We start from the raw sequence: 26,328 nt of genomic DNA on the forward strand, positions 1-26,328 counted from the left end.
TCCGGGGCACCAACCACACCCTGACCTCATCCGCTACTCTGTCTGGGACCGCCGCTAGCGGCGGTCCCTCTTGCTGAGACGGGACGAATAATCACTCAGAGTATTCATCCACGTTTCACGCAAGGCCCGGCCTCCGTAGCTCAGGGGATAGAGCACCGCTCTCCTAAAGCGGGTGTCGCAGGTTCGAATCCTGCCGGGGGCACACGACTAAGGGCCAGTTCAGAGGCTTGATCCTCTCGAACTGGCCCTTTCGTATGATCACGGCCGTGCCACGCACGTGCCACAAAGTCCACTAAGAGTCCACATCACCCCGCGTCTCGCGGATCATCGAACCGAGCCGATCGGCGATCTCACGATCACGGCCATTGACCATGTGCTGATAGATCAGCGCCGCCCGAGGCGTGCTGTGGCCCATCCTGGTCATCAGCTCACGCAGGCTCGCGCCAGACGCGGCGAGGGTATTCCCGGTGTGCCGAAGATCGTGGAAGTGCACGCCTCCCGTGACGCCCGCCTTGGTCCGCGCATTGATCCAGTCGTCCCGGAAGTTGCTCCGCCGCAGCCGACCGCCCTGGGGACCCTGGAAGACGTGACCATCACGGCCAAGTCCGGCGTACCCGTCGAGGTGGCGCTTCACGTCCGGCAGGAGTTCGGTCGGGAAGGCCACCGGCCGAACCCCGGCATCGGACTTGGGCGCCTTGTCGAAGAGAGCTCCCGTCTGCATCTCGGCTTGTGAGCGCCGGACCATCAGCGCGGCATTCTCGGTGTCGACGTCCCGTCGGCGAAGTGAAGCCAGCTCCCCGAAGCGCAGCCCGGTGAAGGCAGCCAGGAGGACGAGCAGCCGGTAGCGCGACGGGATCGCGTCAGCCACGGCGAACACCTCGGCCACGGTGAGAACCGGCCGCTCTGGCACGTCATAGCGATCGGCACCCTTGATCCGGCACGGGTTGCGACGGATCAGCTCATCATCAACAGCCGTGTTCAGGATCGCCCGAAGGATCTGGTACGCCTTGACCACAGTCGGCTCACCGGTCCGCGTGAGGCACGCCGTACGCCAGGCCCGAACCTGAGCCGTCGTGATCGAGGACAGCGACCGATCACCGAAGGTCGGCAGCAGATGCAGCCGGATCACCGACTCATGACGTTCTCGCGAACGGGCAGCGAGCTTGCGGTCCTTGAGCCACGCAGTGGCGTACTCGCCGAAGTGGACCTTGCCCGCCTCGGGGTCAGCCCACTGGCCACGAGTGATGTCCGCCTCGATGTGGGTCAGGGCCACTTCGGCATCCGTCTTGGTGGCGTACATGTCCTCGGCACTGCGGAGCTGCCCAGTGGCCGGATCACGGTACCGAGCCTGCCAGCGACCGGACTTGAGTTGCCGAACCGAGCCGAACCGGCGACGCCTGCCCTGATTGTTCGCCATCAGGCAACCCTCCTGAGCACGCCAGGACGAACAGTCACCGGATGCACGGTGTGCTCGGCGATGTACTCGGCGACCACACTTTCCCGGATGCGCACGTGGCGACCAACCTTGACGTACTCAATCCGGCGTTCCTCGACCAGTCGCCGGGGGAAGCGCACAGTCGTACCGAGTCGTTCGGCAACCTCCTTCACGTCGAGCAAAGGATCCGCCATGGTCACCACTCCCCCTCATCAGGCAAGTTGGCGAGTGCTTCGCGGGCGGTTTCGCGGTTGAGCCGGAGGTCCCGGGCGATGGTGGCGGCGAGAGCGGATTCGCCGGGGGTGTGACCATGTCCGGCGTACTGCCAGTCGGCGAGAACGAGCACGGTGTCCGGCTCGGTGGCTTCGAGGCCGAGGGCGTCGCGTTCCTGGGCGGCGCGGTAGTCGGCGCGGGCCTGGCGGAGGGTGCCGAGGGTGGTGGAGTAGCGGCGGGACTTGGTGGAGAAGTGGCCGCGGAAGCCGAGCATGTGAGCCCAGGCCCACAGCCGCCGATCCGGGTAGAGCGGATCGAGCAACTTGCACGCCTCGATGAGTCGGCGAGCGTGGTCGGGGACCTGGTGGTGGTCGAGCTCGGCCAGCTCGCCAATGCGGCGGTCCAGGGCGCCGGTGTTCTCGGCGGCCTTCGTGGCGTATTTGGCGACGTATGAGGCGACGGCTTGCTCTGTGATGTCCGAGCCGTCCCCGAACGCCTTCACGGGGCGCACGTCGAGCTGAGTGCCCCAGCGGAAGGTACGGGCGGGGTGGTCAGCGGCGGCCGGGAGGCTCACGCTCGTGTACGAGTGGTGGGCAGCCGCGCGGATCGACTCGGTCAGCAGGCCGACGGTGGCCCAGGACGGCGGCGGGGTCTCGGGCCCATCCGGACCATCGAGGCGGACCACAGCATGGAAGTGGACGGCGCCGCGCTTCTGGAACTCGGCGACCTTGCCATAGGAGATGCGGGCTTCCTCCTTCAGCTGGCGTTGGGTGATTCCGGCGCGGGCGGCTATCTCGCGGCGGAGACGGTTGGTGAAGCGCTGCCACAGCTGCCCGGCGTGGTTGTTGAACAGCACTGCCCCGGCGTAGTCGTACGTCTCGGGATCGAGGGGGGTACCGAGGGCCGGATCATCGGCGGTGTGCTGGGCACCGCAGCGGCAGTGGCCGGTGTCGGGCCGGTTGTGGACGGGGCCGAAGGAGGGAGCGGTGAGGGTGGCGAAGATGCGGGGATGGTCGCGGACGGTGGCGGGGATGTCGCGGCGGTCGTCACCGGCCAGCCCCGCGCGGATGAGGTGGTAGGTGTCCCCGGCGTAGGTCCAGGCGCAGGCCGGGCAGCGTGAGGCGCGGCGATTTCCGCAGGCGATGCGGAGTCGTCCGCCTGGCTCGTTCTCGGTCGAGTAGTGATGCAGGGTCTGCCCGGTCACCGTGTCTTTGGTGAGGGTCCAGCCGCGTAGGTGGACCGGGTCGGCGCAGCCGCCCGTGCGGTGGATCTGGTCTTGCCAGCGGTGGAAGTCGGGGGCCGAAGCCACCCTCAGCAGATCGCCGAGGGTGGTCGGGTCGAGCAGCGTGTCAGGCACGGGCGCCCTCCCGGGTGCGGGCGGGGCGAAGAGTGCCGGTTCCGTGGCAGGTCGGGCAGTGGACGGTGATGGTGCGCAGATTGCCGCGGGCGTCTCGCCCGCCGAGGGAGATGGCGGCGGAGGCGAAGCCGTCGCAGGCCGGGCAGATGCGAGGCTCGGGGTGCGGGGGATGGGCCATGATGGTGGTTCCCTAAGAATGTTGGCGGTCCGGGAGGACCGGGTGTGGCTGATGGTGGGTTGCCGTTCGTGGCTCGAAAGGAATGGCCGCCCGGTCCTCCGGGACGCTCCGACCACTGATTGAGAACTGCGGTCATCGCTGGTTAGGGACCTGTTGGCGGAGTGTTCCTCGGACCACGAAAGGTGCTGGTCACGGTGGAACGGAGCAACGAGTTTGAGCACGTCTCACACGCGGATATGGGTCGGCATCGACGCCGGCAAGGGGCATCACTGGGCGGTGGCGGTCGACGCCGACGGCGAGACACTTTTCTCGACGAAGGTGATCAACGACGAGTCGCAGATTCTCGCCCTCATCGACACCGCCCGTGAGCGGGCCGATGAAGTGCGGTGGGCGGTGGATATCTCCGGCAGGGCCTCCACCCTGCTGCTGGCCCTGCTGATTGCCCACGGCCAGCAGGTGGTCTACGTGCCCGGCCGGACGGTCAACCGTATGTCCGGCGCCTACCGTGGGGAGGGCAAGACCGACGCCAAGGACGCCCGTGTCATCGCCGACCAGGCCCGCATGCGCCCGAAGGACTTCGCCCCGCTGAACACACCCCCGGAGCTGGTCACCACCCTCCAGGTGCTCACCAACTACCGGGCCGACCTGATCGCCGACCGGGTGAGACTGATCAACCGGCTCCGCGACCTGCTGGTCGGGATCTGTCCCGCGCTGGAACGGGCCTTCGACTACTCCGCGGCCAAGGGGCCCATCGTCATGCTGACCGAGTACCAGACCCCGGCAGCCCTCCGCCGGATCGGCGTCAAGCGGCTGACGACCTGGCTGGAACGCCGCAAGGTCCGAAGCGCCGACACCGTGGCCACCAAGGCGGTGGAGGCCGCCCAGTCCCAGATGACCGTGCTGCCCGGCGAGAAACGGGCTGCCAAGCTGGTCTGCGACCTCGCCCACCAGCTGCTGACGCTGGACGAGCGGATCAAGGACAACGACCGGGAGATCCGCGAAACCTTCCGCGACGACGACCGCGCCGAGGTCATCGAGTCCATGCCCGGCATGGGGCCCATCCTCGGCGCCGAGTTCGTCGCCATCGTCGGGGACCTGTCGGGCTACCGCGATGCCGGCCGACTTGCCTCCCACGCCGGCCTGGCCCCGGTCGCGCGGGACTCCGGCCGCCGCAGCGGCAACTATCACCGGCCCAAGCGCTACAACCGGCGCCTGCGACACATCTTCTACCTGGCCGCGCAGACCGCGATGATGCGGCCCGGTCCGTCCAGGGACTACTACCTCAAGAAACGATCCGAGGGCCTGCTGCATACCCAGGCCCTGCTCGCACTCGCCCGCCGCCGGGTCGACGTGCTGTGGGCGATGCTGCGTGACAAAAGGCCGTTCACCCCCGCCCCACCGGTCACGCAGGCGGCTTGACACGATCATTGAGATTCCTTTCGACTGCGGTTGGAAGGGACGCCCCGGGTGGCGGCGTGCTTGGCGGCTTGTGCGCCACCCGGTGGCCGTTCAGCGGCGTTTCTGCGAGGTGAGGACCGAGCGGACGACCAGGGCGCAGACGGCGACCGACGCGGCGGTGATAGCGACCGCGAGGAGCATGGAGACCAGGACGGCGCCGACTACCAGGACGACGGCGGTGCCGCCGATCACCGCGCTCGGGGTGAGCTGGACGGTGGGCCGGGACGACACGGGAGCGGCCGGGACAGCCGCGGGCGCCGGGGCCGGGGGGCGCTGTGCGATGGCGGTCGGCTCGATGGGGATCGGGATGGTGACGCCGGTCGGGGTGGGGTTGGTGGGGATCTTCGGGCGGAGCATGGTGCGTCTCCCTACTTGATGGTGGTGTCGATGACCGGGGCGAGGGTGGTGTCCGCGATGAGGTAGCCGCCGAGGAGCAGCACCAGGACGAGCCAGAGCGGGGGACGAATGAGCTTGCAGCCGAGGTAGCCGACGACGGCGAGGGCGAACCAGAGCGGGACGTTCACGGCGATTGGCTCCTATCGGGCGGTGCAGCGGTGAGTGCGGGCAGCGAGCTGGGCGGCGGAGGGGCTGGAGTAGTCGGCGGACCAGCCGCAGCGGTCGGCGGTACACACGGCGGCGTGCTTGGTGCGGGCGCGGCGGTCGCGGTAGGTGCCGATCTGCACGGGGCCGATCCGCATCACCGAGTGGAAGTGGTCACGGGCGGGCATCTTGGTCAGTCCTTTCGCTGGGTGGACGGGTCAGGATGGCGGTCGAGGATGGCGGTGGCGTTGTCGGTGTCCTGCCGGGCGGCAGCTTCGGCCAGCAGACGGGCGAGGGTCGGTCGGCCGGTGTCGGCCATGTCGCGGGCGGCGTCAAGGTGTTCGGCCGCTGTCAGCTCACGGTCGCCTCGGAAGGGGCGCATGGTGGGAGTCCCCTCAGGTGAGTTGGGCGGCGATGGCGTCGGCGAGCTGGGGCGGGACGCCGAGGCGGGCGCGAAGGGTGTCGGTGTCGATGCGGTGGCCGGTGCGGGCGTGGTGGTCGTCGGCGACCTTGCGGGCGTGGTCGACCAGTGCGGCCGGGACCGGTGGTTCAGGAGCAGGAGCCGGTTTGGCTGGCGCCGGAGCCGGATCGGGATCCGCGGTGGCCAGGGCCGGAGCTTCGGTGGCAGCGGCGACCGGCTCCGGCTCCGGTTTCGGGGCGGTTCGGGGTTCGGGTGCTGCGGGTGCCGGCGGACCCGGCTCCCGGTCCGTGGCGGAGTGGGCGAGGAGCGTTCCGCCGAGGAAGGCCAGGGCAGGCCATCCGGCGATGCCGAACCGCAGCCAGGCCGGGGGGTGGGCCAGGTCGAGGAAGCCCGCGGTGGCGACGTTGGCGCCGAGGGAGGCGAACAAGGCGATCAGGAACCAGCACCAGGCCAGCCGGGATGGGCCGGAGTTGCGCAGCCGACGCCAGGCCGCCACAAGCAGCAGGTCCACGCTGACCGGGTAGGCCCATGCCTTCCACCCGTCCTGCCCAGCAGCCGCGGCCAGGTCGTGCAGGTGGGCGAAGGACAGGGCACCGGCGATGACGGCCTGAACCAGCACGGCATCGATGCGCAGACGAGACGGCATGGCGGTCACCGGGCCAGGGGGCGGCCGTTGGCCTGGGCGATGGCGGTCAGGACCAGGTCGAGGTTGGTCGCGTCCAGGCTGCTGACGGCGTCGCCGAGCGGGATGCGGGCGGCGGTGTCGGCCAGGGATGCGGCAATGGCGAGGATGCGCAGTTCCCCGCTGGACGCGGCCAACTCTTTCGCGGCCAAGGCCTCAACGACCTTGAGCCAGTCGATGCCATACGCCTCCGGGGAAGGGCCGGAGTAGTCGATCAGGAGCAGGCCGGGCCGTTCGGCAAGACGCTTGATCCACAGGCCGTGGCCGATGAGGAGCCCGATCGCGGCACTGTGGGCCGGGGAGCCGTCCGCAGCGGCCTGGAGCGTGTCGGCCAGCTCGGCAGCGTCGACCGGTACGGGGTCGCCGTCGGTGTCCAGCCAGGGGCAGTCACGTTCGTCGTGGTCGATGCCGGTCTCGTCGCCGTCGATATCGCCGCAGTGCTCGCAGAACATCGCGGTCTCCTCTCGTTTCAGGCATGGCGGGGGTAGGGACGTGGCGCGATGCGGTCGCGCCGACCGAGGTACGGGAAGAGGTCAGGTCGTCGCCGGGGCGGCCTTGGACAGCGGCACGGGGGGCGGGGTGGCGCCCGCGGTTGCGGGACGGAAGGGGGCGAGTTCGGGCAGGTCAGGGGTGCGGTCGGCATGCTGGTTGCAGGTATTCACCGCCTGCCGGAGCGTGGTGTGCGGGGCGCGGATGCGAGACCAGCCGCCGGTCGAATCACCGGCGATCGCGACACCACGGGCCTCGGCGGGGATCTGGATCGCGGCGAGGACGGCGTCCGGGGCGATGTCGCCGAAGGCCATGTTCGCCGAGGTCTCGTCGTTGACACGGTGGGCAGTGCGGCCGGTGAGCTGGGCGCGGAGCATGGTGATGCCCTTGCCGAGTTCGGAGCCGAAGCGCTGCCCGCAGATCTCTAGATAGACCCCCGCCGCGCGGCCGAGCTGGGCCAGGCGGACCAGGGCGGTGATGATCCGGTCCCGCCGCTTCTCCTCCTCCTTGCTGGCGAAGAGGGCGAGTTCGGCCACCTCGTCGACCAAGACCACGATGGGCACCGGGCGGACGTCGTCCGGCAGATCCCAGATGTCGGCCGCGATCTCCGCATCCGGCACGGCGACACTGATGCGCTGATCGGCGCGTATGAGCTGGTAGACGGCCTCCATGTGGGTCACCAGGGCGCCGAGGAGTTCGGCGGCAGTGTCGGGGTTGTCGGCCAGCGCCGAGAACCGGCGTCCCAGCGGGAACAGCTCAACCCCCTGCTTGCAGTCGATCCCGACCAGAGCCACATCCAACGGGGCCAGCCCTGCTACCAGGTTGCGCTGATAGACGGACTTCCCTGATTCGGTGGCGCCGAGCGTGAGGGCGTGCGGGACGGCGCGGTAGTCGCGGTAGTGCACGCTGCCGTCCTCGCGCAGGGCGACCGGGACCCGCATCGGGGAGCGGTCGACCTTGGCGGGCATCTGCACCCGCTTGAGCACGTCGTAACCGGTCATTCGCACCTCGACCTCACCCGAGCGCAATTCGCGAGAGGTGACCCCGTACATCCCGAACGAGTGCCGCAGCCGATCCGACGCCGCAGCCACGTCGAAGGCATCCTGACCGGGCCGGAGCTTGAGCCGCAGCACCAGACCGGTCCGGGTGGGCTTGACGCGCAGGATGCGCGGGGCCTGGTACTCGGGTACCGGCCGGTGGCTCATACGGGCGAGCGCCAGCCGCCACCGCGAGGGCGGGACCGTCAGCCCGCAGGCGTCCATGACCGAGGTGTAGCGGATCAGGACCCGCAGGGCGGCGAAGGTGACACCGAAGGTCAACCAGTACCAGGCGGGTCGTCGCCACCGCAGAACACCCGCAGTGGCGACGACCAGCACCAGAGCGACCGTGAACGAGGTCATGGTCAGGCTGCCTCGGACTGCGCACCACCGGCGGCGAGTGAGGTGACGGCGACCGCGCGGAAGGCGATCCCGTGCCGCTTCTGCCCGTTGAACTCGTTCTCCCACGGCCGGGCGATCAGCCCGGTGAGCGCCACCGGCGTACCCATCGCCAGCTCACCGGAGATGCCGGTCTCCGGGACGGTCAGGCTCAGGATCTCGGCATTGCCGTCGAGGACGAACATCACGTCCACAGTCATCAGCGCGGCACCGGTCTCGGCATCCATCGCACGCTCGCCAGTGCGGCGGTCCTTGACCTTGGGCTGCGGGGGTTGGGCCACCATCACGGAGGCGGCGGAAGTGTCGACGGGAATCTGACGCATGATGGAACTCCCTTTCAGAGGGGCGGGAGCGGCGTACTTGCTTGGCGGTGGGTCGCCGCTCCTGTGCATTGACTTGGCCCGTAGCTGACCTACGGGCGCCTGCGTTCCCAACTGGTGCGCACCAGTAGGTTGCATCTGGTGCGCACCAGATGTCAAGCGGTGTTGAGGGTCGGATCAATCAACTCGTCTTCCTGCAACACTTCTAGAGAACCGCTTTGCCCAACTGGCCGGTAGCCAACAGGGGTTAACAGAGATTGGGTTAACCCCTGACGACCTGCACCGATGTGCGGGATGCTGCTGTTACGGCTCCCGACTCACAGGTAGGGCGGTGCATGTGGCGAACGGACTCCGGGCAGCGAGGAACGCGCGCGAGTGGTCGCAAGAGCGGTTGGTCCGCGAGATAGAGCGTTATGCGCGACAGCACATGCTCACGGTGGCAGCTACGGCCAGCCTGCACGTCTACGTCTCGGAGTGGGAGAACGGCAAGCGCACCATCTCGGAGCGGTACGCCAAGATCCTGCGTCCCCTTCTCGGCATCACCGATGACGAGTTGTACGGCGCCGCGCCCGGCGCACCAGGGGCACCGGTCGAAGTGGGCGGATACGACGAGCTGGTGAGCCGGATCGATGCGGCTCGAAACGTCAGCCTTACCATGGTGAAGACGTTCATGGATCAGACCGAATTGCTGCGGACCATGGATCGGCAGATGGGCGCGGCAAGTCTCGTCGACCAGATGACCGGTCATCTGGGGACGCTTGAAGACGCCCTCACCTTCGCTGTGTTGCCCGAGACTCGGCGACCAGTGGCCCGCGCTCTCGCCGGTGCAGCGACGCTTGCAGCCTGGCAGGCTCTCGATGTTGGAGCCGTTGAACGAGCGTGGCGTCACTACGAGTTGGGCAAGCACGCGGCCAAGGAGGCCGACGAGCCGATGTATCTCGCCCACGCGACGGCAGAGCAGGCTTATGTACTCTGCGACGCAGGGCGCCCCGCAATCGCCGTCGAATTGATCCGCGATGCTCAGCGCCTCGGCGGCGGGATGATGTCACCGCGTCTTACAGCGTGGCTGTACGCGGCCGAGGCCGAGATCTGCGCCAGAGCCGGAATGCCCGACGACTGCCGCAGGGCGCTGGACAGCGCAGTTCGTTGCCTCCCACCCGGCGATGAGGCCCGCGACCCGGACATGTTGAGCATCTTCCTGAATCACGGGCACCTCAGCCGATGGCGCGGGAATGCTCTCGCAATGATCGGCGACGATGACGCGGTGAGCAGCCTCTACGGTGCACTGGACGCGGTCGACCCGACGTTCATCCGAGCCTCAGCAGGACTTCGCTGTGATCTCGCGCAAGCCCACTTGGCCCGCGGCGAGTACGACCAAGCCCACGATCATCTTCGACAGGCACGCCTGTTGGCGAACCGCACTGGATCAGTGCGTCACCGTCGGCGGATTGAGCAGCTCACGCAGCGGTTGTAGACGACTTCCCCGCAGCCCGCGAAGCAAGGACTTGGAGCAGCGCGACGAGCGTTCCCGACCCCATCAGCTTCCCCTGTGCCATGAGCCCAGGGATGTCCGCGAGCGGTACCCAGGCGACGTGCCCGGCCTCTTCGAGGTCGGTCGGCTCCCCGACGTGCTTCGCCCCGCGGCCTACGTAGATCTCGTGCGGCGAGTCGACCATGCCGACCATAGGTTGGTACGTGATCACGTGCTCCAGCGCGTCCGGCCGCCAACCGGTCTCTTCCTCCACCTCCCGGAGCGCGGTTGCGGCGGGATCTTCGCCCGCGTCCACGATGCCGCCGGGCAGCTCCCAGCCGAAGGACTGCGGAACGAACCGGTATCGCCAGAGCATGAGGACCCGGTCTCGGTCGTCGAGTACGGCGGCAATGGCCACGTGGTGGAGCCGCACCACGTGATGTTCGAACCGCTCAACGCCGGGCGGCTCGACATCGACGAGTTCGAGCTTCACCCAACGGTTGTCATAGATCGTGCGCTCACCGTGAATCTGCCACGGTTCCAAGTCGGCCGGTGCCTGGACGGTCACAGCGCGGTCCGGCACACGGTAGGAGCTACGGCCATGCACCTCGATGGCACCCTCAGCGATGAGCTTCGCCAGGACTTGACGGAGCTGCGTGCGACCGATGTCGAGATCTTCAGACAGCGTGCGCTCAGAAGGGATCTTGACGCCCGGCGGGTACTTGCCCGTCGAGATCCACTCACGAATCGTGCGGTACACCCGCTCCGACTTCGGTCCCATCCTGCGAGCACACTCCTTGGTGTCATCGACTGGCCCGCACCAGCGTAGCCGCGGAGTGCGACCACCGACAGAGACGACCGGCGACCCAAGCCACGGCGCGGTAGGAGTTTCTCTACATCATCAAGTGCCCGCGCACGGCGCGGGCGCGCGCCGCCTCGGCGGCGCGGCCTGCCTCCTGTCTTCGCCCCGGCTGGCCGCGCCAGGCGGCGCGCCGCGTGTAGCGGGGTGAGCGAGAAAACCCTCTGTGGCTGGGGAGGTCGTGAGTGCCCGCACCTGGGGGTGGAAGCGAGTGCGCTGCTGGGTGTGGTGTGCAGGTGATCGTGCAGCGACCAGCCGTGGGCGGGTTGTCGTGGGCGGGCGTCCGTGAGTCGGTGCCGCCGTCCTGATGCCCGAGGGCAGCACGAACCTGGGAGGGGCCACAAGGTCGTTCAGACAGTGGTGTGCTCCACCTTGTGGCCCCTCCCAGAACCGTGCAGGGCGTAGCCCATCAGGACGACGGCACCGACCCGCTAAGGAGCGACCATGACGACCGACACCACCCCCCAGGACACCGAGCAGGCTGAGGACGAGATCACCGCCGCCGAGCAGTGGCACCTGGACCTGTACGCCGACTACGTCGTCGAGGCGTACGGGGAGAGCTGACCGCCCCACGGGCCCCGGCTTAGGCTGGGGCCCGACCCCTTCACCGACCGCGTGGGCAGGCACAAGGCCCCATCGGCTGGGCGGCCTGCAAGCCGCCAGATGGGGGATCGGCGACGACAGATGACGACCACTAACGACAGGTGTCCCGATCGGCGGGCAAGCAGTTGAAACCGCACCTGCGAGGGGGTAGCACAGCGGCATCGCTGAGCGGCTTACATGGCACGAGCGTGGCCGTCTGCGGCCATAGCCGTTGTGCTGTCGAGACAGGCTGGCGGCGGAAGGGGCGGTATCCGGGCCAGGCGACGCCGCCAGGCAGAAAGGCCGGCTGGGGCCGAGCGCCGTACCGCCGCCGTCACGGATACCGGAGCGTGAGCGGACCGCCGCCGAGGGGATGGGCTGATGGGGAGCAGCTGCTACCGCGAGGTGGCTCAGCCCGTCGTGGGCGCTCCGCTAGGTGCACCCCCGTTGGACCACAGCGTTCGGCTTTCCGACCGCGTGGGCCGTGCCACTCTCGTGCCAGAACGGTCGGGGACTCACGGGGAACCGTGGCGCGAAGCGGTGCACACGACGAGGCTCCGCTAAAGATAGGGAAACCGCAGGTAAGACCCATGATCGCCCAACCTCGCTCCTAAAGCGGGTGTCGCAGGTTCGAATCCTGCCGGGGGCACAGCAAAACACCAGGTCAGAGGCCCTTCCGTCCATCGGACGGGAGGGCCTTCGTACTCGTAGCACACATATGGCACACATGGGTGCTGCGGGCAGAGGTGGGGAGCTGTGCGATATGCCCGCGAAGGACGAGCTGGCCCGCCGCCGGCACGAGAGGCTGATCGACCGACTTGAGTCGATGATGCTGGCCGCGCTGAGGCCGGAGTACGAGGGGTACTACGGGCAGCTGATCCTCGGCTCTGACGATCTTGCGGAGATGGGCGAGCTCAAGGACGTCCGGCGTGCCGCCAGGGAGGCGGGACGGCGTCTCGGCTGGAAGACGACCACCCGCCTTGTCGGCGGGAGGCTCTTCGTCCTCGACGAGCGGGAGGTGCCCGAGAGGATCGAGCGGTTGGCTGGGGATGCGGCCGCTGCTGCGATGGACCGGTTCTGGGAGGAAAGCCGTCGGCCGCGACTGACCTGATCCGAGGAAGACGAAGGGGGCACCCCACCGCATCAGCGCGGTGGGGTGCCCCCTTCGGTTACGGCGCCCCGGCACGGGTTAGACACACATCACGCGGCGTCTTCCTCCAGGGCGGCCACTGTCTCGGCGGCCTCACGGGCCTTCCGCTCCGCCTTCTCCAGCTTGGCCTTCGCCTTGGCCAATTGCTTGGAGCGGCGCTTGTGCATCTTCTTCGAGACCTCGTCCAGGCGGTCGGGAAAGAGGTGTAATGGTGACGTCGGGTATTGGAAGTGTCCGAATGCCCCTTGAGCCGGCCGTTCGCTGCCGGGGACATCACGATTGGCAGGCTCGGATCAGCGACGCGAGGACAGTGCCCGGGTCGTGCAGGGGACGGGCGCCGTCGGTGACGACTTGGCGTGTGCCAGCATCCACCGGGTCCGTCTGTGCCCAGTCGGGAGACCCGATGTTGATCTCGACCTCCAGCCCTGACGCTGTAGCAAAGCGTCGTTCGCTGATCGGTCCCCACGACTGGGTTCTGACCAGTTTGCCGAGGGCGAGCTCGTCGGCCCATGCATTGTCGGAGTACTGGGACTCGTCTGTCGTGAGAAGGACGAGGTCGATGTCGGAGTCAGGCCGTGCGGCATTGCGAGCGCACGATCCAACAAGTAGGAGACCGACGACGTCGTGGCGGCCTGCGGCCCACCGCGTGACGCGGTCGATGATCTCTTTCGTTTCGGCAGCCCGTTCCGGTGAGATCGCAGGTCGCTGACTCGCTGGCTGGTTGTCACGGTGCATCGTGCTGCCTCCCGGGTGAGTAGCGGTGGCTGACTTCCGCGGCGTAGTTGGCCCAGTCGCCCGCGGAGAGACGTTGCCAGGTGACGGCGACGTCGGTGTGGATGCCCAGGGTGCGGGCGAGGATCGCGGCGGGGATCTCGGTGGCGAGCTGGAAGAGCGCGGTGCTGCGGGCCTGGTTGGGGCGGATGTCGAGGTTGTTCAGCCGCTGGGTCAGCTGTCTGGTGCTGATCGGGCGTCCGGGCTGGCCGCCGGGGAAGAGCCAGGGGGATGGGGCCAGGGCACCGATGGTCGCGTGGCCCTTGCGGTTCGCGGCGACGGTGCGAGCCAGTTCGGCGACGGGCTCGGGCAGATGGACGGGTGCATTGCCGAGGTGGAGGCGTACTTCCTGGGCGCTGATCTCGACATCCTCGGTGGTCAACCGGTGGATGGCCGACGGCCCTTGGGCGTAAAGGAGGAGAAGCAGCCCGGCGAGGCGGTCTTCGGGCTTGAGGGTGCGGTCGTGCAGGAGCCGGCGTGCGACATTCCAGCGGTGTTCGTCGTCGAGTGGCTGGGTGGGGCCGTTCCAGCGGACGGCGGGGATGTGGGCGGTGGTGAGCTTGTTGGTGCGGGCCCAGCGGATGAAGTGCCCGGCCACGTGACGGTAGGTGGCGGAGTCGTCGGTGAGCCACCGGTCGAGGTCGGCCTGTCGGCAGATTTCCAGGGTGAGGTCGTGGGCTGTGAGCCAGTTCAGGAAGGCGACGGCCGCGTGGGTGCGTTGACGTGCGGAGTTGAACTGCTGCGGGGTGAGGGGGCGGCCGTTGTTGCGTCGACGGAGTCGCCGGACCAGGTGCCAGATCGCGTACCGATGCAGGATTTTGCGGTGCTCGGGGTTCGGCTGGGACGCGAGGAGGCCAGTGAGGAAGCGTTCAAGACGGACCATGTACTCGTCGCGCTCGGGCAGGGCGCCGACACCAACGAGGACTTGGCGGAGGTGGGCGAGGGGCGGGCTGTCAGGCAGCTCATCGAGTGCCTCGTGCGTCAGGGCTCGCCGGCCGGCCGCGAGGTCGGACAGGACCGGGGAGACGGACGGCTTGTTCAGCCAGCGTCTGGCGGTGATGGGGTGCTCGGCGGTGGCGATGTTGTGCCGGAGGGCTTCGAGGGCGGGGTGGAGGGCATCGGACGGAGGGCCCAGCAGCTCGTTGAGGCGCCGGTTGATGAGGCAGCGGGCGCACTGGCCGGGGTGCGGGTAATGGGGGTCGGTGCAGGTGGGGCAGGTGTGCCAGACCTCAGGGGCAGTGCAGTCCGCGCAAAGGGGCTGGTCGAGGGTGCCGGAGGCGACCGCCGCGACGTTCCCGCAGGCCGAGCACGGTGCTGAGCGGTGCTGGCAGGCTGGGCACCACGGTCGGCCCGTGGTGCGGGAGGTGCCGCAGGGCTTGTCCTCGCAGCAGATGCTGCAGGTCATGACTGGTAAGGAAGGACAGCTCTGACAGAGCGGGCCGTCCGGCGTGCGGGTGTTCACGACCTTGCGTCGGCCGCAGTTGATGCAGGTCTCCAGGTTCGCCGGGGCGTTGACGAGGCAGTTCGGACACAGTGGTCGACCGTGGTCGTCGCGGGTGGCCGGCTCCCGGCGGGCTCCGCAACCTGAGCACTCCTCGATGCGGGAGTGGGCGATGCAGGTGCGGCAGACCCGCTGCCCGCCGAGGGGCTTGTCGATGCGTACGACTCTGTGACAGCCGGGGCAGGACGGCCGGACGATCCCGGCGACGCCGGCCGCGTGCAGCAGGTCGATCAGCCGGAGGATCGCGCGGTGGGGTGCGAGGTGGCCGTCCCCGGTCAGCAGGGCGGGGTTGGCTTCCAGGGCCCAGGCGAGTTTCTGGTGGTAGGAGGGGCGGGGTGCCGACCGGAGGACCGCGTCGGCGATTATTTCCCGCCCTGCCCGCGGGTCCAGTTCGGCGATCAGGGCGCCGATCACCCCGAGGGGATCGCGTCCGTCGGAGTCCGGGCACTTTGCGCATCGCGGTCGCCCGGCCCGGTCCCGCGTAGCGACCCGGCGGGTGATTCCGCAGGCAGCACAGGACTCGGGTTGCGGTCCGCAGTTCCCGCAGTACCAGTCCTGACCGCGGCGCTGGAGGGTTCGCATCTGTCTGCCGCACTCGGCGCAACACGGCGGCGAGACGGCCTGGGCTCCGGCCTCACGCAGGGCGATGAGCAGGTCGCCTGCCGCCCTGGGTGCCGGAGAGCGTCCGTCGCTCAGCACGCTGGGATGCTCGGCCAGATGCGCCGCGAGGCGGCGTGACTTCGCGCGGCCGCCCGCGACGCCAGTGACCACGGCGCGGATCCGGTCGGGCTTCAGTCGGTGTTCGACGGCCGCGACCAGGTCCACGATCATCCCGATCGGATCGGAGACGGCCCGCTCGGGGTGCCCGGGTGCGGTCACGGCCGCTCGACACCGCGGATGCGGGCCCGCTTGGGCCGCAGGTCACCGACACCGGTCTCGGCGCCAACGGCCTTCTTGGTCCGGGTGGTTGATCCGGCACCGGCTGTGGCCACGGGCTCGATGAGGTCGTCCATGGTGCAGTCGAGGATGTCGAGCAGGGCCATGAGGATCTTCAGGCTGAGCCGTTCGGGGCGCTCGACGACGAGCCGGTAGACCTGGCTGGACGACAGGGTGATGTCGCGTTCGTCCAGCAGTGGGATGAGGTCGGTGGTGGAGAAGAGCCCGCGGTCGGCCATGACCTTGCGCAGGTGCCATTGGTAATCGAGCTTGGCGGCCATCAGCGGTCCTTGTCTGCGGAGGTCGGGGCGAGCACGGGAGCAAGTGCCTTGTGGAGCATGGTGTTCATGAAATCGTCGCTGACGTGCGTGTAGATGGCGGTGGAGCTGTCATTCTCGTGACCGACTTGCTGCTGCAGAAACCGCCGGTCAACCCCGTCCTCCGTGAGGTGGGTGACGTAGGCGTGGCGAGCGGAGTGGACGGTCAGCTCCTTCGGGAGCTTCAGGGCGTCGCGGTAGGCGACGAACCGGGCGTTGATCTCCGCCGGCTTGACCCGGCCGCCCCGCTCGGTCACCCACAACGCGGGGTGGTCCTCGCAACCGAACCGCGGCCGTACGTTCTCCACATAGTCGGCGACCGCCTCCACCGCCCAGTCCATCACCGACAGCACGTTCCGGCGCCGCGGCGGCTGCCCCTTCTTCGCCTTGCCGTAGCGGACGTTGAGCGTGCCGTACCGGCCGAACTGCGGAGCCTTCGGGTTCCGCCCGAAGTCGACCACATCCAGCTTCGACGTTTCGGTCCGGCGCAGTCCCCACCCGTAGATGACCTTGAAGAGAGTGGCGTCGCGGTAGGCGGCGAGGGCGCCCTTGCGCTTGGCCCGAATCGCCCGTTCGACCTGGTCGTCGGCGTAGTCGAGGAACCGCTGGATCTCCTCGCGGGTGAACGGCCTCGCCTCGGGGCGGCCCTCGTAGTCGTTCAGGTGGGCGATGGTGTTCCACTCATGGCATATGGCCACCGGGTGGGTGCCGAAGGCGTCCTCGCAGGCCACCGCCCAGCCGTAACGGCCGTCGATCAGGAACTCGCTGAACAGGCGCAGGCCGCCCTGATAACTGCGGATCGTGGACGGCGCGAGGTGCTTCTCGCTGGTCAGCCACAGTGACCACTCGTCCACGTGACCGGGCGTCCAGACCCACGGGTATTCGTTGGTGTACTCCAGAAACCGGCGTATGAGCCGTTCCCGGGCGGTGACCGTGTCCTCGCGCAGCCCGCGGGCGGCCTGCTGGGCCCGCCAGCCCCGCAGCATCGCCTCGACCATCGCGTCCTGCGGACGCAACTGGACGACGCCGGAGACCAGCTCCAGATGAGCCGCCCCAGCCAGGTCGGCACGTCGCTGAAGACCCACTTCCGCCCTCCCTTCCGGAGGGCAAATCCTGCATCAGATGGGATCTGATCGCCAAACCCCCAGCTCAGACCGCCAAGCTGTAGGAGGATGAAGCCCTCACCGGACGCCGTCCTGACCTCGCGACCTGCGGTTTCTCGCCCGTCTGATGCAATTCCCGAGGGTTCCCGTAGGTGTCCAGGGTCAGCGTCGCGGACTTGTGGCCCAGCATCGTCTGTACGACGTTGACGTCCGCGCCGCTGGCGATGGCGAGCGAGGCCGCCGTGTGGCGCAGCTTGTGCGGGGTGACCTTGAGATGCCCCAGCCCGGCCTTTACGACCGCCGGCGCAAAGAACCGCTGACGGAAGTTCCGGGCCCGGAGCGGCCCGCCCTGCGGGGCGGTGAAGAGCAAGTCGTCATCTCCTCTCCCCGTGACGTGGGGCTTCAGCTCGTCGGCCAGGAACCGCGAGATTGGTACGGACCGGCGCTCGTGGTTCTTGGGGGTGTCGAGGTAGAGCTTGCCGTTGTCCTCGGCGTACGCCTCCACGATGTGGGCCCGACAGGCGTCCAGGTCGACGCGGCCCACCTTGAGCGCGGATGCCTCGCCCCAGCGCAGTCCGGTGTAGGCCAGCAGCAGGATGAACACCCGGTAGGCGCCTGACGCGTTAGCAAGCGCGTCGACCTGCATGTCGTCGAGGTACACGTGATCAGCGGGCATCGCCTTCGGCAGAGGCACGCCGACAGCCGGGTTGGCCGCCAGACGACGGGCCTTGACCGCGTAGCCGAGAACGCGGCTGAGGACGACGTACGCCTTGCGGGCCGACCGGGGGCTGAGCTTCCTGCCGCCGGTCGCCTCGCCGGACAGCAGATCCGCGAGCCACTCGGCGATGTCCTCGAAGTGGATGCGGTCCAGCGGGGTGGTGCCCCACTTGGGGATCACGTGGACGTCGAGAACACCGCGGTAGCGAGCCCGGGTTGAGCGCTTGAGGTGGAGCTGCGCCGCCAGCCAGGACTCCGCCACCTCTGCGAACTTCACCCGCGCGGATGCGGGATCGCGATAGGAGCCGTCGTTGAGACGCGACTCCATCCTTGTCCGCTCCGCCTCGGCGTCGACCTTGCGGGCGAAGGTCTTCATCTTCGGCTTGCCGTCGGGGTCGTACCAGCGCACGCGGTAGCGCCCCGGTGGCGTACGCCCCGCCCGCTTGGCGTCCGCCACGGCCCGTGCATACGCCGCGTGCCCTATGCGGTCCTCAATCCAGACCCGCGCCAACTAGCACCCCCTCCGGTCATCACCGGACAGCGACGGGAGCGGCAGGAGCAGGGCCGTGGGAGAAACGCCGAGCGCGGTGGCGAGGGCGACGAGGTCGTCTACGTCGCATCGGCGGCGGGCGCGTTCGGTGCGGCTGAGAGCGGTGTTGGCCATCGGACGGCCCAGCGCGGTGCAGCGGGCGGCGAGCTGGTGTTGGGTCAGGCCGCGCACGAGACGTAGGTACTCGATGGCGCGGGCGGTGTGGAGGCCGGCGGGGCCTATTTCAACAGGTCGGTTGGGCATGACAGATAGCTGTAACTTGCATCCGGGCACCATGGCAAGAGTTAGCTCTAAAACTCTCCAAAAGTCGTTCGGAGGCGAAGTGGCGTTCGTCTCGTCGAATTCCGGCACATCACGAGCCGTTTCAGCGGGGAGGTTGTGCTACCTTCCCTCCGCGTCAATGAGGCGGGCGATTTGAGCACCTATCGGATGCAGTGTCCGGCGGGCTGGCCGCGTCACTTCTGACTGCTGCACGCCGCCTCTGAGCTGCTGGGGTACCGGATTCCGGCACCTCGGCCGGTTGCTTCGCCGCAGAAAATTTCGGCTTCCGCGGGAGCGATTTCGGCAACCGGGGATCCGCCCTTACTGTTTTGGTCTTCCCCGGCGACGCCGAGGGAAGTAACCGGGGGTTTCAGAATTCACTCTGGACGCTTCCCAGGTGGTGTGGCTGCGTTGCCCACGCCTGCCATCCAAACCCTGATTCCTATATGGAGACCTCATTGCCGAACAACTCCCCGCGCCTTGCCGGCGCCGAGCGTGACCAGCTCGCCACTCCCGCCGACGTGGCCGCGTACCTCGGGGTACCGGTGAAGACCCTCTACCAGTGGAAGTACCGGGGCATCGGCCCCAGCGTCCACAAGGTCGGCCGTCACCTGCGCTACCGCTGGCGGGAGGTGGACGCGTGGCTGGATGCCCAGACGTCGTACGACCTCACGGCCTGACCCCGCGTCTGACGCGGACAACGAAGCGGCCCCCGGCGCGCCAACGCCGAAGGCCGAAAACTTCCCAACTGATCGCCCATCCCTGAACGAACGAGCTGGTGAGGGGCGGGACCTTGCCCGTCCCGCCTCTCACCGGAGAGGAACGCCTATGGAGGACCCCACGTCCCCCAGCACCACCAATACCTCCCCCACCGGCTGGCCCACTCCCGCCGTCCCCGGCGAAGGCATCCCCTGGCGCCGCCAGGATCAGGAGGACACACGGTCCCCCACGTCGGGGACCGTCGAACACCCGGCGGAGGCGGAAGCGCACGGGGACCGTCCCCGGCCGTCTGTCGATGCGGTTGTTGGGGACCGTCCCCGCGAGGTGCTTGGGGACCGTCCCCGCGACGTGCCCGCTGCTCGGTCCCCGCACGTCCCGGTCCCCGTATCGGCATCCAGTGCAAACTCGCAGGTCAGCGGCGGGAAATCGGGGACCGGTCCCCAAGGGGCTGCAGTTGCACCAGGGGACCGCAATGGGGACCGTGATCACGGTCTTCGCCAGTCGCCAGGGTCTGACAACCCCGTGGCGGGAACCGCCCAGCAGGAGGGGACCGGTCCCGTCGACGCACGGGGACCGGATCACGGGACCGGCTCCCGGCCTCCTCGGGGACCAGCAGCCCCTGGGGAACGGGGTTCCGGTGAGGGTGCGGAACTGCTGGATGAGTTGCGGGCGGCGATCGGCAAGTACGTCGTGCTGCCCAGTGACGAGGCGCTGACAGCGGTCACCCTGTGGGTGGCGGCCACGCACATCCAGACCGCTTTGCAGCACGCGCCGCGCCTGGCGGTCGTCGGCCCGACGAAGGGCTGCGGCAAGTCCCGGGTGCTGGACGTGCTCCACGAGACCGTCCGCCAGCCGATCATGACGGTGAACATGTCCACGGCGGTGCTGTTCCGCGTCATCGGCAAGAACCCGCGCACGATCCTGGTGGACGAGGCCGACACCATCTTCAGCAAGGCCGGCGACAACGAGGAACTGCGCGGCCTGCTGAACGCCGGACACCAGCGCAACCGGCCCGCCTGGCGCATCTCCGGTCCGGAGCACAAGCCGACCCCGTATCCGACCTTCGCCATGGCAGCACTGGCCTCGATCGGCGACCTGCCCGACACGATCACAGATCGGGCGGTCGTGCTCCGCATGCAAAAGCGCAAGCCGGGCGAGAAGGTGACCCCGTTCCGCTCGCGCTACGCCGTACCGGAACTGAACGCTGTGCGGGACAAGCTGGCCGCCTGGCTGGGCCCGCTGCGCGGCACGGCCGGCCGCATGGCGCCGACCATGCCGGTGGAGGACCGGGCGGCGGACACCTGGGAACCGCTGGTCATCATCGCCGACCTGGCCGGCGGCCACTGGCCCGCCAGTGCGCGTGCGGCCTGTGTGGCAATGACCCGGTTCGAGGCCGTCCAGGACGAGCAGACCAACCTGAAGACGCGGTTGCTGCGCGACATTCACCGCGTCTTCGAGACACACGGCAACCCTGAAGCCCTGTCCTCCCTGGATCTGGTCACCGCCCTGCTCCAGGACCCCGACGCCCCCTGGGCAGAGCACGGCACCAACGGGCTCAACGCCTACCACCTGGGCAGAATGCTGCGGGACTTCGACATCCGCCCGGCCAACTACCGGTTCGACAAGGGCAGGCAGGCCAAGGGGTACGCCCGTAACCGGTTTCTGGACAGCTGGGCCCGGCACTGCCCCGACCTCACCGAGACGGCGCCCACCCCCGCGCATGACGCCACGCCCGCACGCCAGGCGCAGGGCAAGCCGCCCGCCGCCCCGTCGGGTCAGCTGCCCATCGGCCCGCCCGGCGGCCCCGCCGGCCCCAACCGCGCCCGCTGACCCGCCTTCCCCTGGGTCCGTATCACTGCGTCGCATCCGTCCCCACGCAGGTCAGCGCGGGGACGGATGTCCTCACCGGGACGGACATCTCCGTACCTGCCCACGCGTCCGTACCTGTCCTGACCAGGCATGGGACGCATGCGACGCACGTGACACATCTCCCACCCCCTCACCCCCGGAGCACCACCGTGCACGAACATCACCACGAACTCCCCACAGCTCAGCAGCAGATGCACACCACATCAGTCCCATACAGCGCAGCAAGTTGTCGGATAAGGAGTCCTTACCCGGCCCCCGCCCCAGGGGAGGCGGAGGCATCCGGCGCCGAGGCGGCACCGGAGTCGGCTGGCCCGGGGGAGCCGACCGGGGGAGAGGCCGTCGAGCCGTCGTCGAACGCGCCCCAGACTTCCGCGCCGCGTCGTCGTCTGCGTGACAAGCAACTGCGTGAGCGCCGCGTTCATCCCCGCTACAACGACGACGAGTTCGAGCTCGTCCAGAAGGCTGCTGCCCTGAGCCGCATGAAGCCCGGCGGCTACGTCGCCGAGTGCGCGCTCGCCGCCGCCCGCGCCGACGACCCCACCGCAGCCGTCGCCGACTACCGCACGATGGTGAAGACCCTGATGGCCGCCAACCGGCAGCTCGGCGGCATAGGCAACAACCTCAACCAGCTCACCTGGCACCTCAACAAGGAGGGCTCCTGGCCCCACCCCGACACCGTCCAACGGCTCCTGGACCGCGTCGAGACGTCCATCGCCGCGGTGGACACCGCCGTCGCCCAGATCACAGAGGCGCGGTGAACCATTGATCCCGAAGATCATCCTCGGCAAGGGGCCCCACGCCACCCGCCGCACGATCGGCTACCTCTTCGGCAAGGGCCGGGCCAACGAGCACGTCGACCCGCACCTGGTGGCCTCCTGGAACGACTTCGCCCCCGACCCCGGCCGCAGCCCCCACCGCGACCCGAAAGTGGTGCAGGCCCAGCTCGCCGCTCAGCTCGACCAGCCCGTGACGATGCTGGGCGACAAGGCCCCCAAGTACACCGTGTGGCACTGCCCCGTCCGCGCCGCACCCGAAGACCCGATCCTCACCGACGCCCAGTGGGCCGACATCGCCCGCCGGATCGTGGCCGCCGCCGGCATCGCCCCCGAAGGCGACGCCGAAGCGTGTCGCTGGGTGGCCGTCCGCCACGCCGACGACCACATCCACATCGCCGCCACCCTCGTCCGCCAGGACGGCCGGCGCCCCCAGCGCGACTACGACCAGCGTGCCGTTCAGCGCGAAGCCCGCCAGATCGAAGTCGACTACCGGCTGAGGCGGTTGAAGCCGGGCGACGGCACCGCCGCCAAGCGCCCCACCAGCAAGGAGCACTTCAAGGCCAAGCGCCTGGGTCAGGAAGCGGCAACCCGCGATGTACTGCGCCTGCGGGTCCGCCGTGCCGTCGCCGCAGCAACGGACGAGGCCGAGTTCTTCGCCCTGCTGGAGGCCACTGGCGTGACCGTGCGCCTCAAGCGCGGCCCCTCCGGCGACGCGCTCGGCTGCAACTTCGCCCTGCCCGGTGACATCAACGACAAGGGCGAGCCCGTGTTCTACGCCGGTTCCACCCTCGCCGGCGACCTCTCCCTGCCCAAGATCCGCCAACGCCTCACCACCACGACCCCCGAACCGAAGGCCGTCCGGCCGGGCAACCCCTGGCACCAGGCCACCGCCGCCACCGAACGCATCCCCCACCACCTCACCCACGGCGACGACCCGACGTCTCAGGGCCAGCTGGCCGCGCTCGGCGCAGCATTCGATCTGCTCCCGCTCACCGCCCCCGCCACGGTGCGGGCCGAACTCGAACGCGCCGCCGTCGCCTTCGAGCGCGCCACCCGCTCCCGCATCGCTGCCGACGACGCCAGTGCCTGCGCCCTGCGCCGCAGTGTCCAGGCGATCTGGAAGGACCCCGCGCGACATGGAGACGGCGCTGGCCTGGCGATGCTGCTGGACGTCGCGCTCACCGCGGTCGCCTACGCGATGCACTGGCACCGCACCCGTCGACACACCCAACAGCAGGCGGCCGCCGAGCAGACCCTCATCCACCTGCAGGCCGCGTACGTGCAGATCGCCGGACCGGTACTGGCTGGCCTCGCCAGCCGGGCACCCAGCCCGCAGACCAAACGCCGCTACGCCCAGCACGTGCAGCAGGCGGTCCCCGAGCACGCCGAAGGCATCCTGACCGACCCCGCCTGGGACGCCCTTGCCACCGTGCTCGCCGAGGCGGAAGCAGCCGGGCACAACGCGGCCATGGTCCTCGACCGCGCGGTCAGCCAGCGCACCCTGGACGATGCCCACAGACCCGCCCGCGCCCTTACTTGGCGCGTCCGCCGCCTCGGCGAACGCCACGCGCCGGGACCGAGAGCGCAGGCAGCAAATACCCGCCATGTGCCAGAGCACCCAGCCGTACCGCCTGCGCAGGAGCATCAAACTCGGCGGCGTTGATCACGAGGGGGGAAGCAGCCATTGAGGGCCGTTCGGGTTCCCGAGCCATACCACCTGCGCATCGCGGGATGCCGTCACCCCGAACGCGGCAGTGCTCGGTGAGCCGTACTCCTCCCAGGTGGCCACCGCCGACTCGACCGCGTCCCAGAGGCGGCGCGGACCGCCCTGGCGGACCTCCCAGCCGTTGTCCGTGGGAGTGAGGACGGCGAACGATTCAGTGCCGCTGTCCAGCACGAACGTGCTCACCGGCCCGGCGTCGACCGACATGGAGAAGAAGCGGGCATCTGGCGCCGCGAGCTGTGCCATGAAGCCGGGCCCCGAACTGGTGAGGACTTCCGGCCCGTACGTGACCTTCCGCTTCGTGCCATCGTCGGGCCCCGGCACCATGCCGAGGCTCACCGGCGCATCCTGCTGGCGGGCGATCATGAAGCTCGGGTCGCCCTCGCTGAACCAGCCGCTCGCGCTGTCGCCGGTGACGATGAGCTTGACCAGGCCGAGGGAGCGCATCCAGCCGCGCAGAGTGGTGAGGATGACGCCGCCGGGCGGCACTTGCTCCAGCCAGGCAGGGGGGATGTTGCGGAAACCGCACGTGGCAATCAACCGGTCGTAGGGGGCTCCGTCGAGGTGGCCGACGCGGCCGTCGCCCACCACCAGGTCAGGGGTATAGCCGGACCTCGCGAGAGCCTCGCGGGCTCGCCGAGCCACACCTTCGTCCGTCTCGATCGAGGTCACGGCCTCACTGCCAAGCCGGTGGCACATCAGTCCAGTCGAGTAGCCGGTGCCTGTCCCGATTTCCAGTACGTTCATGCCGTCCTGCACATCCAGGTCTTCGAGCATCCGGACCACGAGGCTCGGCAACGTCGACGACGAGGTCGGGACCGCGTTGCTGATCGGCTTCGGATCGGCCCAGTCGATGTCCCGGCCGTCGAACTGGGTCATCCAGGTCTCGTCGGAGTAGACGAGTCGGAGCCACTCTTCCTGGCCGGCGTTCGTCTCGGTGACCGGCTCCCAGGTGGTGACACCAAGGCCGTCGCTCTCCCGGTAGAAGCGCGGAATGAACACGTGGCGGGGCACTGCCTCAACGGCAGCCCGCCACTGAGGTGACCGCAGCCAGCCGTCCTTCTCCAGTCCGGCGGCCAGCTGCCGTCGGAGGTCGGCTGCCGTTGTCTCGGCATCAGGCTCACCGGCCACGGAGTCCTCCTTCCAGAAGATCGGCGAGTGCCGCGGTCATGGGCAGCCCGGTCGGCGGCTCCATCCATGCCCACTGCCCCGAAGGATTGCACTCGATGAAGACCCACTCGCCGGAGTCGGTCAAGGCGAAGTCGAATGCCCCGAAGACAAGCCCGAAGTGCTTCAGGTAGGCACGCATGGCATGTTCCACCTCAGACGGCGCGGTGACGGGCGTGTAAGTGTGGGTGCCGTAGTCGGTGCGCCAGTCGAGGAGGCCGGAGTCGATTCGCACCGCGAAGATCTGCTCGCCGATGACCGTCACCCGGACGTCCGCGACCTTGTCCACACGCTTCTGGAACAGGTGCATGGTGCCGGCCACCGCGTCGTCGATCTCGTCGGTGGTCACTTCGGTTACGGGCACAGTCTGGGCCTTGCCGTCGACCAGGTAGAGCGGAACCGAGATGGGTTTGAAGATGGCCGGGCCGTGATCCTCGATGAACGCCCGCGCGTCGTCAGGCACATTGGTGATCAGCGTGGGCGGCAGGGTGAAGCCGGTCGCCGCCGCGGTCGCGAGCCCGGCCGGTTTGTACTCGGCGTCACCGATGCGGTTGGGGTGATTTACGTACAGGCAGCCAGGCAGGGAAGTGAGGATGCCACCCAGCCCGTAGCGGGCGTGCGCGATGGCGAACCGCTCTTCCTGCCTGTCGAGGTGGGGGAAGGCGAACCCAGAGGGGCGCCGGTAGTACATGGACCTCACGGCGCCCAGGTCGGCTCGCCGGCTCGGGGTCTGCACGCTTCCTCGCCACCTGTCGGTGTCGCCGATGGAGGCGGAACACGACAGGGTGGCTGGGAAGTCACCGGAGTCGAACCGCACGACCGGGACACCCCGGTCGTGCAGCTCGGTGATCACGATGTCCGCGGTCGGGTCGTCGAGGTTCGTGACGACCAGGACTGGACGATCGTCGTTCGTCACTGGAGTCACTGGTCGGTGTCGTTCCCCGTGTCGCTGTCCGGGGAGTCGCTGTTGCGGTCGCCCTGGCCCGTGGTGCCGGTGGACGGATTGGTACCGGACGATGTGCCGTGCCCCGGAGACATGGTGGGCGCTCCGGACACGTCCAGGTACCGGGCGGTCTGCGTCGCCGGGTCCAGTTCCACCGTCACGTAGTCCGGCGCCGCTACGAGCGGGTATGGGGCGATGCGGCGCAGGCCCCAAGGAGCGGCGGTCAGGTGTCCCTGTGGCAGCGGGCTGCCGGTGGGGAATCGGTCCATGTAGTTGAACACGGTCTTCCTTTCTCCGGGAAAGTTCTGAACTTTGGCCTGCCTTGTTCGTCCGCCCAGCGCCTCGGACATCGAGTCGCCAAGCGGAAGTCGTGGAGCGCCGGT

Annotated in this window: 29 protein-coding genes and 1 tRNA gene; 8 read left to right on the forward strand and 22 right to left on the reverse strand. The window is 68.8% G+C overall.

Annotated elements, in window-relative coordinates; genetic code table 11:
- Window positions 1-129 precede the first annotated feature (129 nt).
- Window positions 130-202, forward strand: a tRNA-Arg gene (locus HUT19_RS15665).
- A gap of 90 nt (window positions 203-292) precedes the next feature.
- Here HUT19_RS15665 and HUT19_RS15670 read toward each other — a convergent pair.
- The 4 genes from HUT19_RS15670 to HUT19_RS15685 are packed head-to-tail and all read right to left on the reverse strand — an operon-like array spanning window position 293 to window position 3,183.
- Window positions 293-1,417: a tyrosine-type recombinase/integrase gene (locus HUT19_RS15670; RefSeq protein WP_176181090.1), complete on the reverse strand. Its 1,125-nt coding sequence runs from the start codon at window positions 1,415-1,417 to the stop codon at window positions 293-295.
- Window positions 1,417-1,629 carry a helix-turn-helix domain-containing protein gene (locus HUT19_RS15675; protein WP_176186924.1) on the reverse strand — a complete coding sequence of 71 codons (213 nt, stop codon included), beginning with the start codon at window positions 1,627-1,629 and terminating at the stop codon, window positions 1,417-1,419. The genes HUT19_RS15670 and HUT19_RS15675 overlap by 1 nt, the downstream gene beginning before the upstream one ends.
- A gap of 2 nt (window positions 1,630-1,631) precedes the next feature.
- Window positions 1,632-3,005, reverse strand: a complete 1,374-nt coding sequence (gene repSA, locus HUT19_RS15680) for a replication initiator protein RepSA (protein ID WP_176181091.1) — start codon at window positions 3,003-3,005, stop codon at window positions 1,632-1,634.
- Window positions 2,998-3,183, reverse strand: coding sequence for a hypothetical protein (locus HUT19_RS15685; RefSeq protein ID WP_176181092.1), 186 nt, complete (start codon window positions 3,181-3,183; stop codon window positions 2,998-3,000). The genes repSA and HUT19_RS15685 overlap by 8 nt, the downstream gene beginning before the upstream one ends.
- Before the next feature lie 213 nt (window positions 3,184-3,396).
- Here HUT19_RS15685 and HUT19_RS15690 point away from each other — a divergent pair, with 213 nt between their 5' ends.
- Window positions 3,397-4,602, forward strand: a complete 1,206-nt coding sequence (locus tag HUT19_RS15690) for an IS110 family transposase (protein WP_176179363.1) — start codon at window positions 3,397-3,399, stop codon at window positions 4,600-4,602.
- Between the two features lie 90 nt (window positions 4,603-4,692).
- Here HUT19_RS15690 and HUT19_RS15695 read toward each other — a convergent pair whose 3' ends face one another.
- From HUT19_RS15695 to HUT19_RS15730, 8 genes are all read right to left on the reverse strand, one after another.
- On the reverse strand, window positions 4,693-4,998 hold the full coding sequence (locus tag HUT19_RS15695) for a SpdD-like protein (protein ID WP_176181093.1): 306 nt from the start codon (window positions 4,996-4,998) through the stop codon (window positions 4,693-4,695).
- Window positions 4,999-5,009: 11 nt separating this feature from the next.
- Window positions 5,010-5,165 (reverse strand): hypothetical protein, encoded by a 156-nt coding sequence (locus tag HUT19_RS15700; protein ID WP_176181094.1) that lies wholly within the window; start codon window positions 5,163-5,165, stop codon window positions 5,010-5,012.
- A gap of 12 nt (window positions 5,166-5,177) precedes the next feature.
- Window positions 5,178-5,369, reverse strand: a complete 192-nt coding sequence (locus tag HUT19_RS15705; RefSeq protein WP_176181095.1) for a mobile element transfer protein — start codon at window positions 5,367-5,369, stop codon at window positions 5,178-5,180.
- Window positions 5,370-5,374: 5 nt separating this feature from the next.
- Window positions 5,375-5,563, reverse strand: coding sequence for a hypothetical protein (locus HUT19_RS15710; protein WP_176181096.1), 189 nt, complete (start codon window positions 5,561-5,563; stop codon window positions 5,375-5,377).
- Window positions 5,564-5,576: 13 nt separating this feature from the next.
- Window positions 5,577-6,248: a DUF2637 domain-containing protein gene (locus HUT19_RS15715; protein ID WP_176181097.1), complete on the reverse strand. Its 672-nt coding sequence runs from the start codon at window positions 6,246-6,248 to the stop codon at window positions 5,577-5,579.
- Between the two features lie 5 nt (window positions 6,249-6,253).
- A complete protein-coding gene (locus HUT19_RS15720) occupies window positions 6,254-6,736 on the reverse strand; it encodes a hypothetical protein (RefSeq protein WP_176181098.1) in 483 nt (160 codons plus the stop codon).
- Window positions 6,737-6,817: 81 nt separating this feature from the next.
- Complete coding sequence (locus tag HUT19_RS15725) at window positions 6,818-8,173, reverse strand: FtsK/SpoIIIE domain-containing protein (protein WP_176181099.1); 1,356 nt, start codon at window positions 8,171-8,173, stop codon at window positions 6,818-6,820.
- 2 nt (window positions 8,174-8,175) lie between these two features.
- Window positions 8,176-8,532 carry a hypothetical protein gene (locus HUT19_RS15730; protein ID WP_176181100.1) on the reverse strand — a complete coding sequence of 119 codons (357 nt, stop codon included), beginning with the start codon at window positions 8,530-8,532 and terminating at the stop codon, window positions 8,176-8,178.
- Window positions 8,533-8,956: 424 nt separating this feature from the next.
- Between HUT19_RS15730 and HUT19_RS15735 the strand changes: the two genes are divergently transcribed.
- A complete protein-coding gene (locus HUT19_RS15735) occupies window positions 8,957-10,003 on the forward strand; it encodes an XRE family transcriptional regulator (RefSeq protein WP_176186926.1) in 1,047 nt (348 codons plus the stop codon).
- Here the strand turns inward: HUT19_RS15735 and HUT19_RS15740 are convergent.
- Window positions 9,987-10,781 (reverse strand): NUDIX domain-containing protein, encoded by a 795-nt coding sequence (locus tag HUT19_RS15740; RefSeq protein WP_176181101.1) that lies wholly within the window; start codon window positions 10,779-10,781, stop codon window positions 9,987-9,989. The two genes, HUT19_RS15735 and HUT19_RS15740, sit on opposite strands and share 17 nt — an antisense overlap.
- Before the next feature lie 1,423 nt (window positions 10,782-12,204).
- Between HUT19_RS15740 and HUT19_RS15745 the strand changes: the two genes are divergently transcribed.
- Window positions 12,205-12,552 carry a hypothetical protein gene (locus HUT19_RS15745; protein WP_037657721.1) on the forward strand — a complete coding sequence of 116 codons (348 nt, stop codon included), beginning with the start codon at window positions 12,205-12,207 and terminating at the stop codon, window positions 12,550-12,552.
- A gap of 312 nt (window positions 12,553-12,864) precedes the next feature.
- On the opposite strand, the gene HUT19_RS15755 is transcribed toward HUT19_RS15745, so the two are convergent.
- The 6 genes from HUT19_RS15755 to HUT19_RS15780 all read right to left on the reverse strand — a co-directional run bounded on the left by HUT19_RS15755 (window position 12,865) and on the right by HUT19_RS15780 (window position 18,729).
- On the reverse strand, window positions 12,865-13,326 hold the full coding sequence (locus HUT19_RS15755) for a nucleotidyltransferase domain-containing protein (protein WP_176181102.1): 462 nt from the start codon (window positions 13,324-13,326) through the stop codon (window positions 12,865-12,867).
- Window positions 13,316-15,742: a site-specific integrase gene (locus tag HUT19_RS43965; RefSeq protein ID WP_217712263.1), complete on the reverse strand. Its 2,427-nt coding sequence runs from the start codon at window positions 15,740-15,742 to the stop codon at window positions 13,316-13,318. Before HUT19_RS43965 ends, HUT19_RS15755 begins: the two co-directional genes overlap by 11 nt.
- A complete protein-coding gene (locus HUT19_RS15765) occupies window positions 15,739-16,080 on the reverse strand; it encodes a helix-turn-helix transcriptional regulator (protein WP_176181103.1) in 342 nt (113 codons plus the stop codon). The genes HUT19_RS43965 and HUT19_RS15765 overlap by 4 nt, the downstream gene beginning before the upstream one ends.
- Window positions 16,080-17,201, reverse strand: coding sequence for a tyrosine-type recombinase/integrase (locus tag HUT19_RS15770; RefSeq protein ID WP_176181104.1), 1,122 nt, complete (start codon window positions 17,199-17,201; stop codon window positions 16,080-16,082). Before HUT19_RS15770 ends, HUT19_RS15765 begins: the two co-directional genes overlap by 1 nt.
- A gap of 64 nt (window positions 17,202-17,265) precedes the next feature.
- Window positions 17,266-18,393, reverse strand: a complete 1,128-nt coding sequence (locus HUT19_RS15775) for a site-specific integrase (protein WP_254885592.1) — start codon at window positions 18,391-18,393, stop codon at window positions 17,266-17,268.
- 54 nt (window positions 18,394-18,447) lie between these two features.
- Complete coding sequence (locus tag HUT19_RS15780) at window positions 18,448-18,729, reverse strand: helix-turn-helix domain-containing protein (RefSeq protein WP_176181105.1); 282 nt, start codon at window positions 18,727-18,729, stop codon at window positions 18,448-18,450.
- A 464-nt stretch (window positions 18,730-19,193) separates the two neighbouring features.
- Here HUT19_RS15780 and HUT19_RS15785 point away from each other — a divergent pair, with 464 nt between their 5' ends.
- The 4 genes from HUT19_RS15785 (at window position 19,194) to HUT19_RS15800 (ending at window position 23,775) form a co-directional block, all read left to right on the forward strand.
- Window positions 19,194-19,427 (forward strand): AlpA family transcriptional regulator, encoded by a 234-nt coding sequence (locus HUT19_RS15785; protein WP_176181106.1) that lies wholly within the window; start codon window positions 19,194-19,196, stop codon window positions 19,425-19,427.
- A 703-nt stretch (window positions 19,428-20,130) separates the two neighbouring features.
- Window positions 20,131-21,297: a DUF3631 domain-containing protein gene (locus HUT19_RS15790; RefSeq protein ID WP_176181107.1), complete on the forward strand. Its 1,167-nt coding sequence runs from the start codon at window positions 20,131-20,133 to the stop codon at window positions 21,295-21,297.
- A 425-nt stretch (window positions 21,298-21,722) separates the two neighbouring features.
- Window positions 21,723-22,094: a plasmid mobilization relaxosome protein MobC gene (gene mobC, locus HUT19_RS15795; RefSeq protein WP_254886172.1), complete on the forward strand. Its 372-nt coding sequence runs from the start codon at window positions 21,723-21,725 to the stop codon at window positions 22,092-22,094.
- Window positions 22,095-22,098: 4 nt separating this feature from the next.
- Window positions 22,099-23,775: a relaxase/mobilization nuclease domain-containing protein gene (locus HUT19_RS15800; protein WP_176181108.1), complete on the forward strand. Its 1,677-nt coding sequence runs from the start codon at window positions 22,099-22,101 to the stop codon at window positions 23,773-23,775.
- Here the strand turns inward: HUT19_RS15800 and tgmC are convergent, their stop codons facing one another.
- The 3 genes from tgmC to tgmA are packed head-to-tail and all read right to left on the reverse strand — an operon-like array spanning window position 23,776 to window position 26,226.
- Window positions 23,776-24,966, reverse strand: coding sequence for an ATP-grasp peptide maturase system methyltransferase (tgmC, locus tag HUT19_RS15805; protein ID WP_176181109.1), 1,191 nt, complete (start codon window positions 24,964-24,966; stop codon window positions 23,776-23,778).
- Window positions 24,956-25,927 carry an ATP-grasp ribosomal peptide maturase gene (gene tgmB, locus HUT19_RS15810; protein WP_217712264.1) on the reverse strand — a complete coding sequence of 324 codons (972 nt, stop codon included), beginning with the start codon at window positions 25,925-25,927 and terminating at the stop codon, window positions 24,956-24,958. Before tgmB ends, tgmC begins: the two co-directional genes overlap by 11 nt.
- Window positions 25,924-26,226: a putative ATP-grasp-modified RiPP gene (tgmA, locus tag HUT19_RS15815; RefSeq protein ID WP_176181111.1), complete on the reverse strand. Its 303-nt coding sequence runs from the start codon at window positions 26,224-26,226 to the stop codon at window positions 25,924-25,926. The genes tgmB and tgmA overlap by 4 nt, the downstream gene beginning before the upstream one ends.
- Window positions 26,227-26,328 lie beyond the last annotated feature (102 nt).

Source organism: Streptomyces sp. NA02950, assembly GCF_013364155.1.
Lineage (GTDB): Bacteria > Actinomycetota > Actinomycetes > Streptomycetales > Streptomycetaceae > Streptomyces.

Bases quoted from the DNA above. Each gene is read 5' to 3' on its own strand.
- HUT19_RS15670 (WP_176181090.1), bottom strand. From the start codon at position 1,417: ATGGCGAACAATCAGGGCAGGCGTCGCCGGTTCGGCTCGGTTCGGCAA.
- HUT19_RS15675 (WP_176186924.1), bottom strand. From the start codon at position 1,629: ATGGCGGATCCTTTGCTCGACGTGAAGGAGGTTGCCGAACGACTCGGT.
- HUT19_RS15685 (WP_176181092.1), bottom strand. From the start codon at position 3,183: ATGGCCCATCCCCCGCACCCCGAGCCTCGCATCTGCCCGGCCTGCGAC.
- HUT19_RS15695 (WP_176181093.1), bottom strand. From the start codon at position 4,998: ATGCTCCGCCCGAAGATCCCCACCAACCCCACCCCGACCGGCGTCACC.
- HUT19_RS15705 (WP_176181095.1), bottom strand. From the start codon at position 5,369: ATGCCCGCCCGTGACCACTTCCACTCGGTGATGCGGATCGGCCCCGTG.
- HUT19_RS15710 (WP_176181096.1), bottom strand. From the start codon at position 5,563: ATGCGCCCCTTCCGAGGCGACCGTGAGCTGACAGCGGCCGAACACCTT.
- HUT19_RS15715 (WP_176181097.1), bottom strand. From the start codon at position 6,248: ATGCCGTCTCGTCTGCGCATCGATGCCGTGCTGGTTCAGGCCGTCATC.
- HUT19_RS15720 (WP_176181098.1), bottom strand. From the start codon at position 6,736: ATGTTCTGCGAGCACTGCGGCGATATCGACGGCGACGAGACCGGCATC.
- HUT19_RS15725 (WP_176181099.1), bottom strand. From the start codon at position 8,173: ATGACCTCGTTCACGGTCGCTCTGGTGCTGGTCGTCGCCACTGCGGGT.
- HUT19_RS15730 (WP_176181100.1), bottom strand. From the start codon at position 8,532: ATGCGTCAGATTCCCGTCGACACTTCCGCCGCCTCCGTGATGGTGGCC.
- HUT19_RS15735 (WP_176186926.1), top strand. From the start codon at position 8,957: ATGCTCACGGTGGCAGCTACGGCCAGCCTGCACGTCTACGTCTCGGAG.
- HUT19_RS15740 (WP_176181101.1), bottom strand. From the start codon at position 10,781: ATGGGACCGAAGTCGGAGCGGGTGTACCGCACGATTCGTGAGTGGATC.
- HUT19_RS15745 (WP_037657721.1), top strand. From the start codon at position 12,205: ATGCCCGCGAAGGACGAGCTGGCCCGCCGCCGGCACGAGAGGCTGATC.
- HUT19_RS15755 (WP_176181102.1), bottom strand. From the start codon at position 13,326: ATGCACCGTGACAACCAGCCAGCGAGTCAGCGACCTGCGATCTCACCG.
- HUT19_RS15765 (WP_176181103.1), bottom strand. From the start codon at position 16,080: ATGGCCGCCAAGCTCGATTACCAATGGCACCTGCGCAAGGTCATGGCC.
- HUT19_RS15780 (WP_176181105.1), bottom strand. From the start codon at position 18,729: ATGCCCAACCGACCTGTTGAAATAGGCCCCGCCGGCCTCCACACCGCC.
- HUT19_RS15785 (WP_176181106.1), top strand. From the start codon at position 19,194: ATGGAGACCTCATTGCCGAACAACTCCCCGCGCCTTGCCGGCGCCGAG.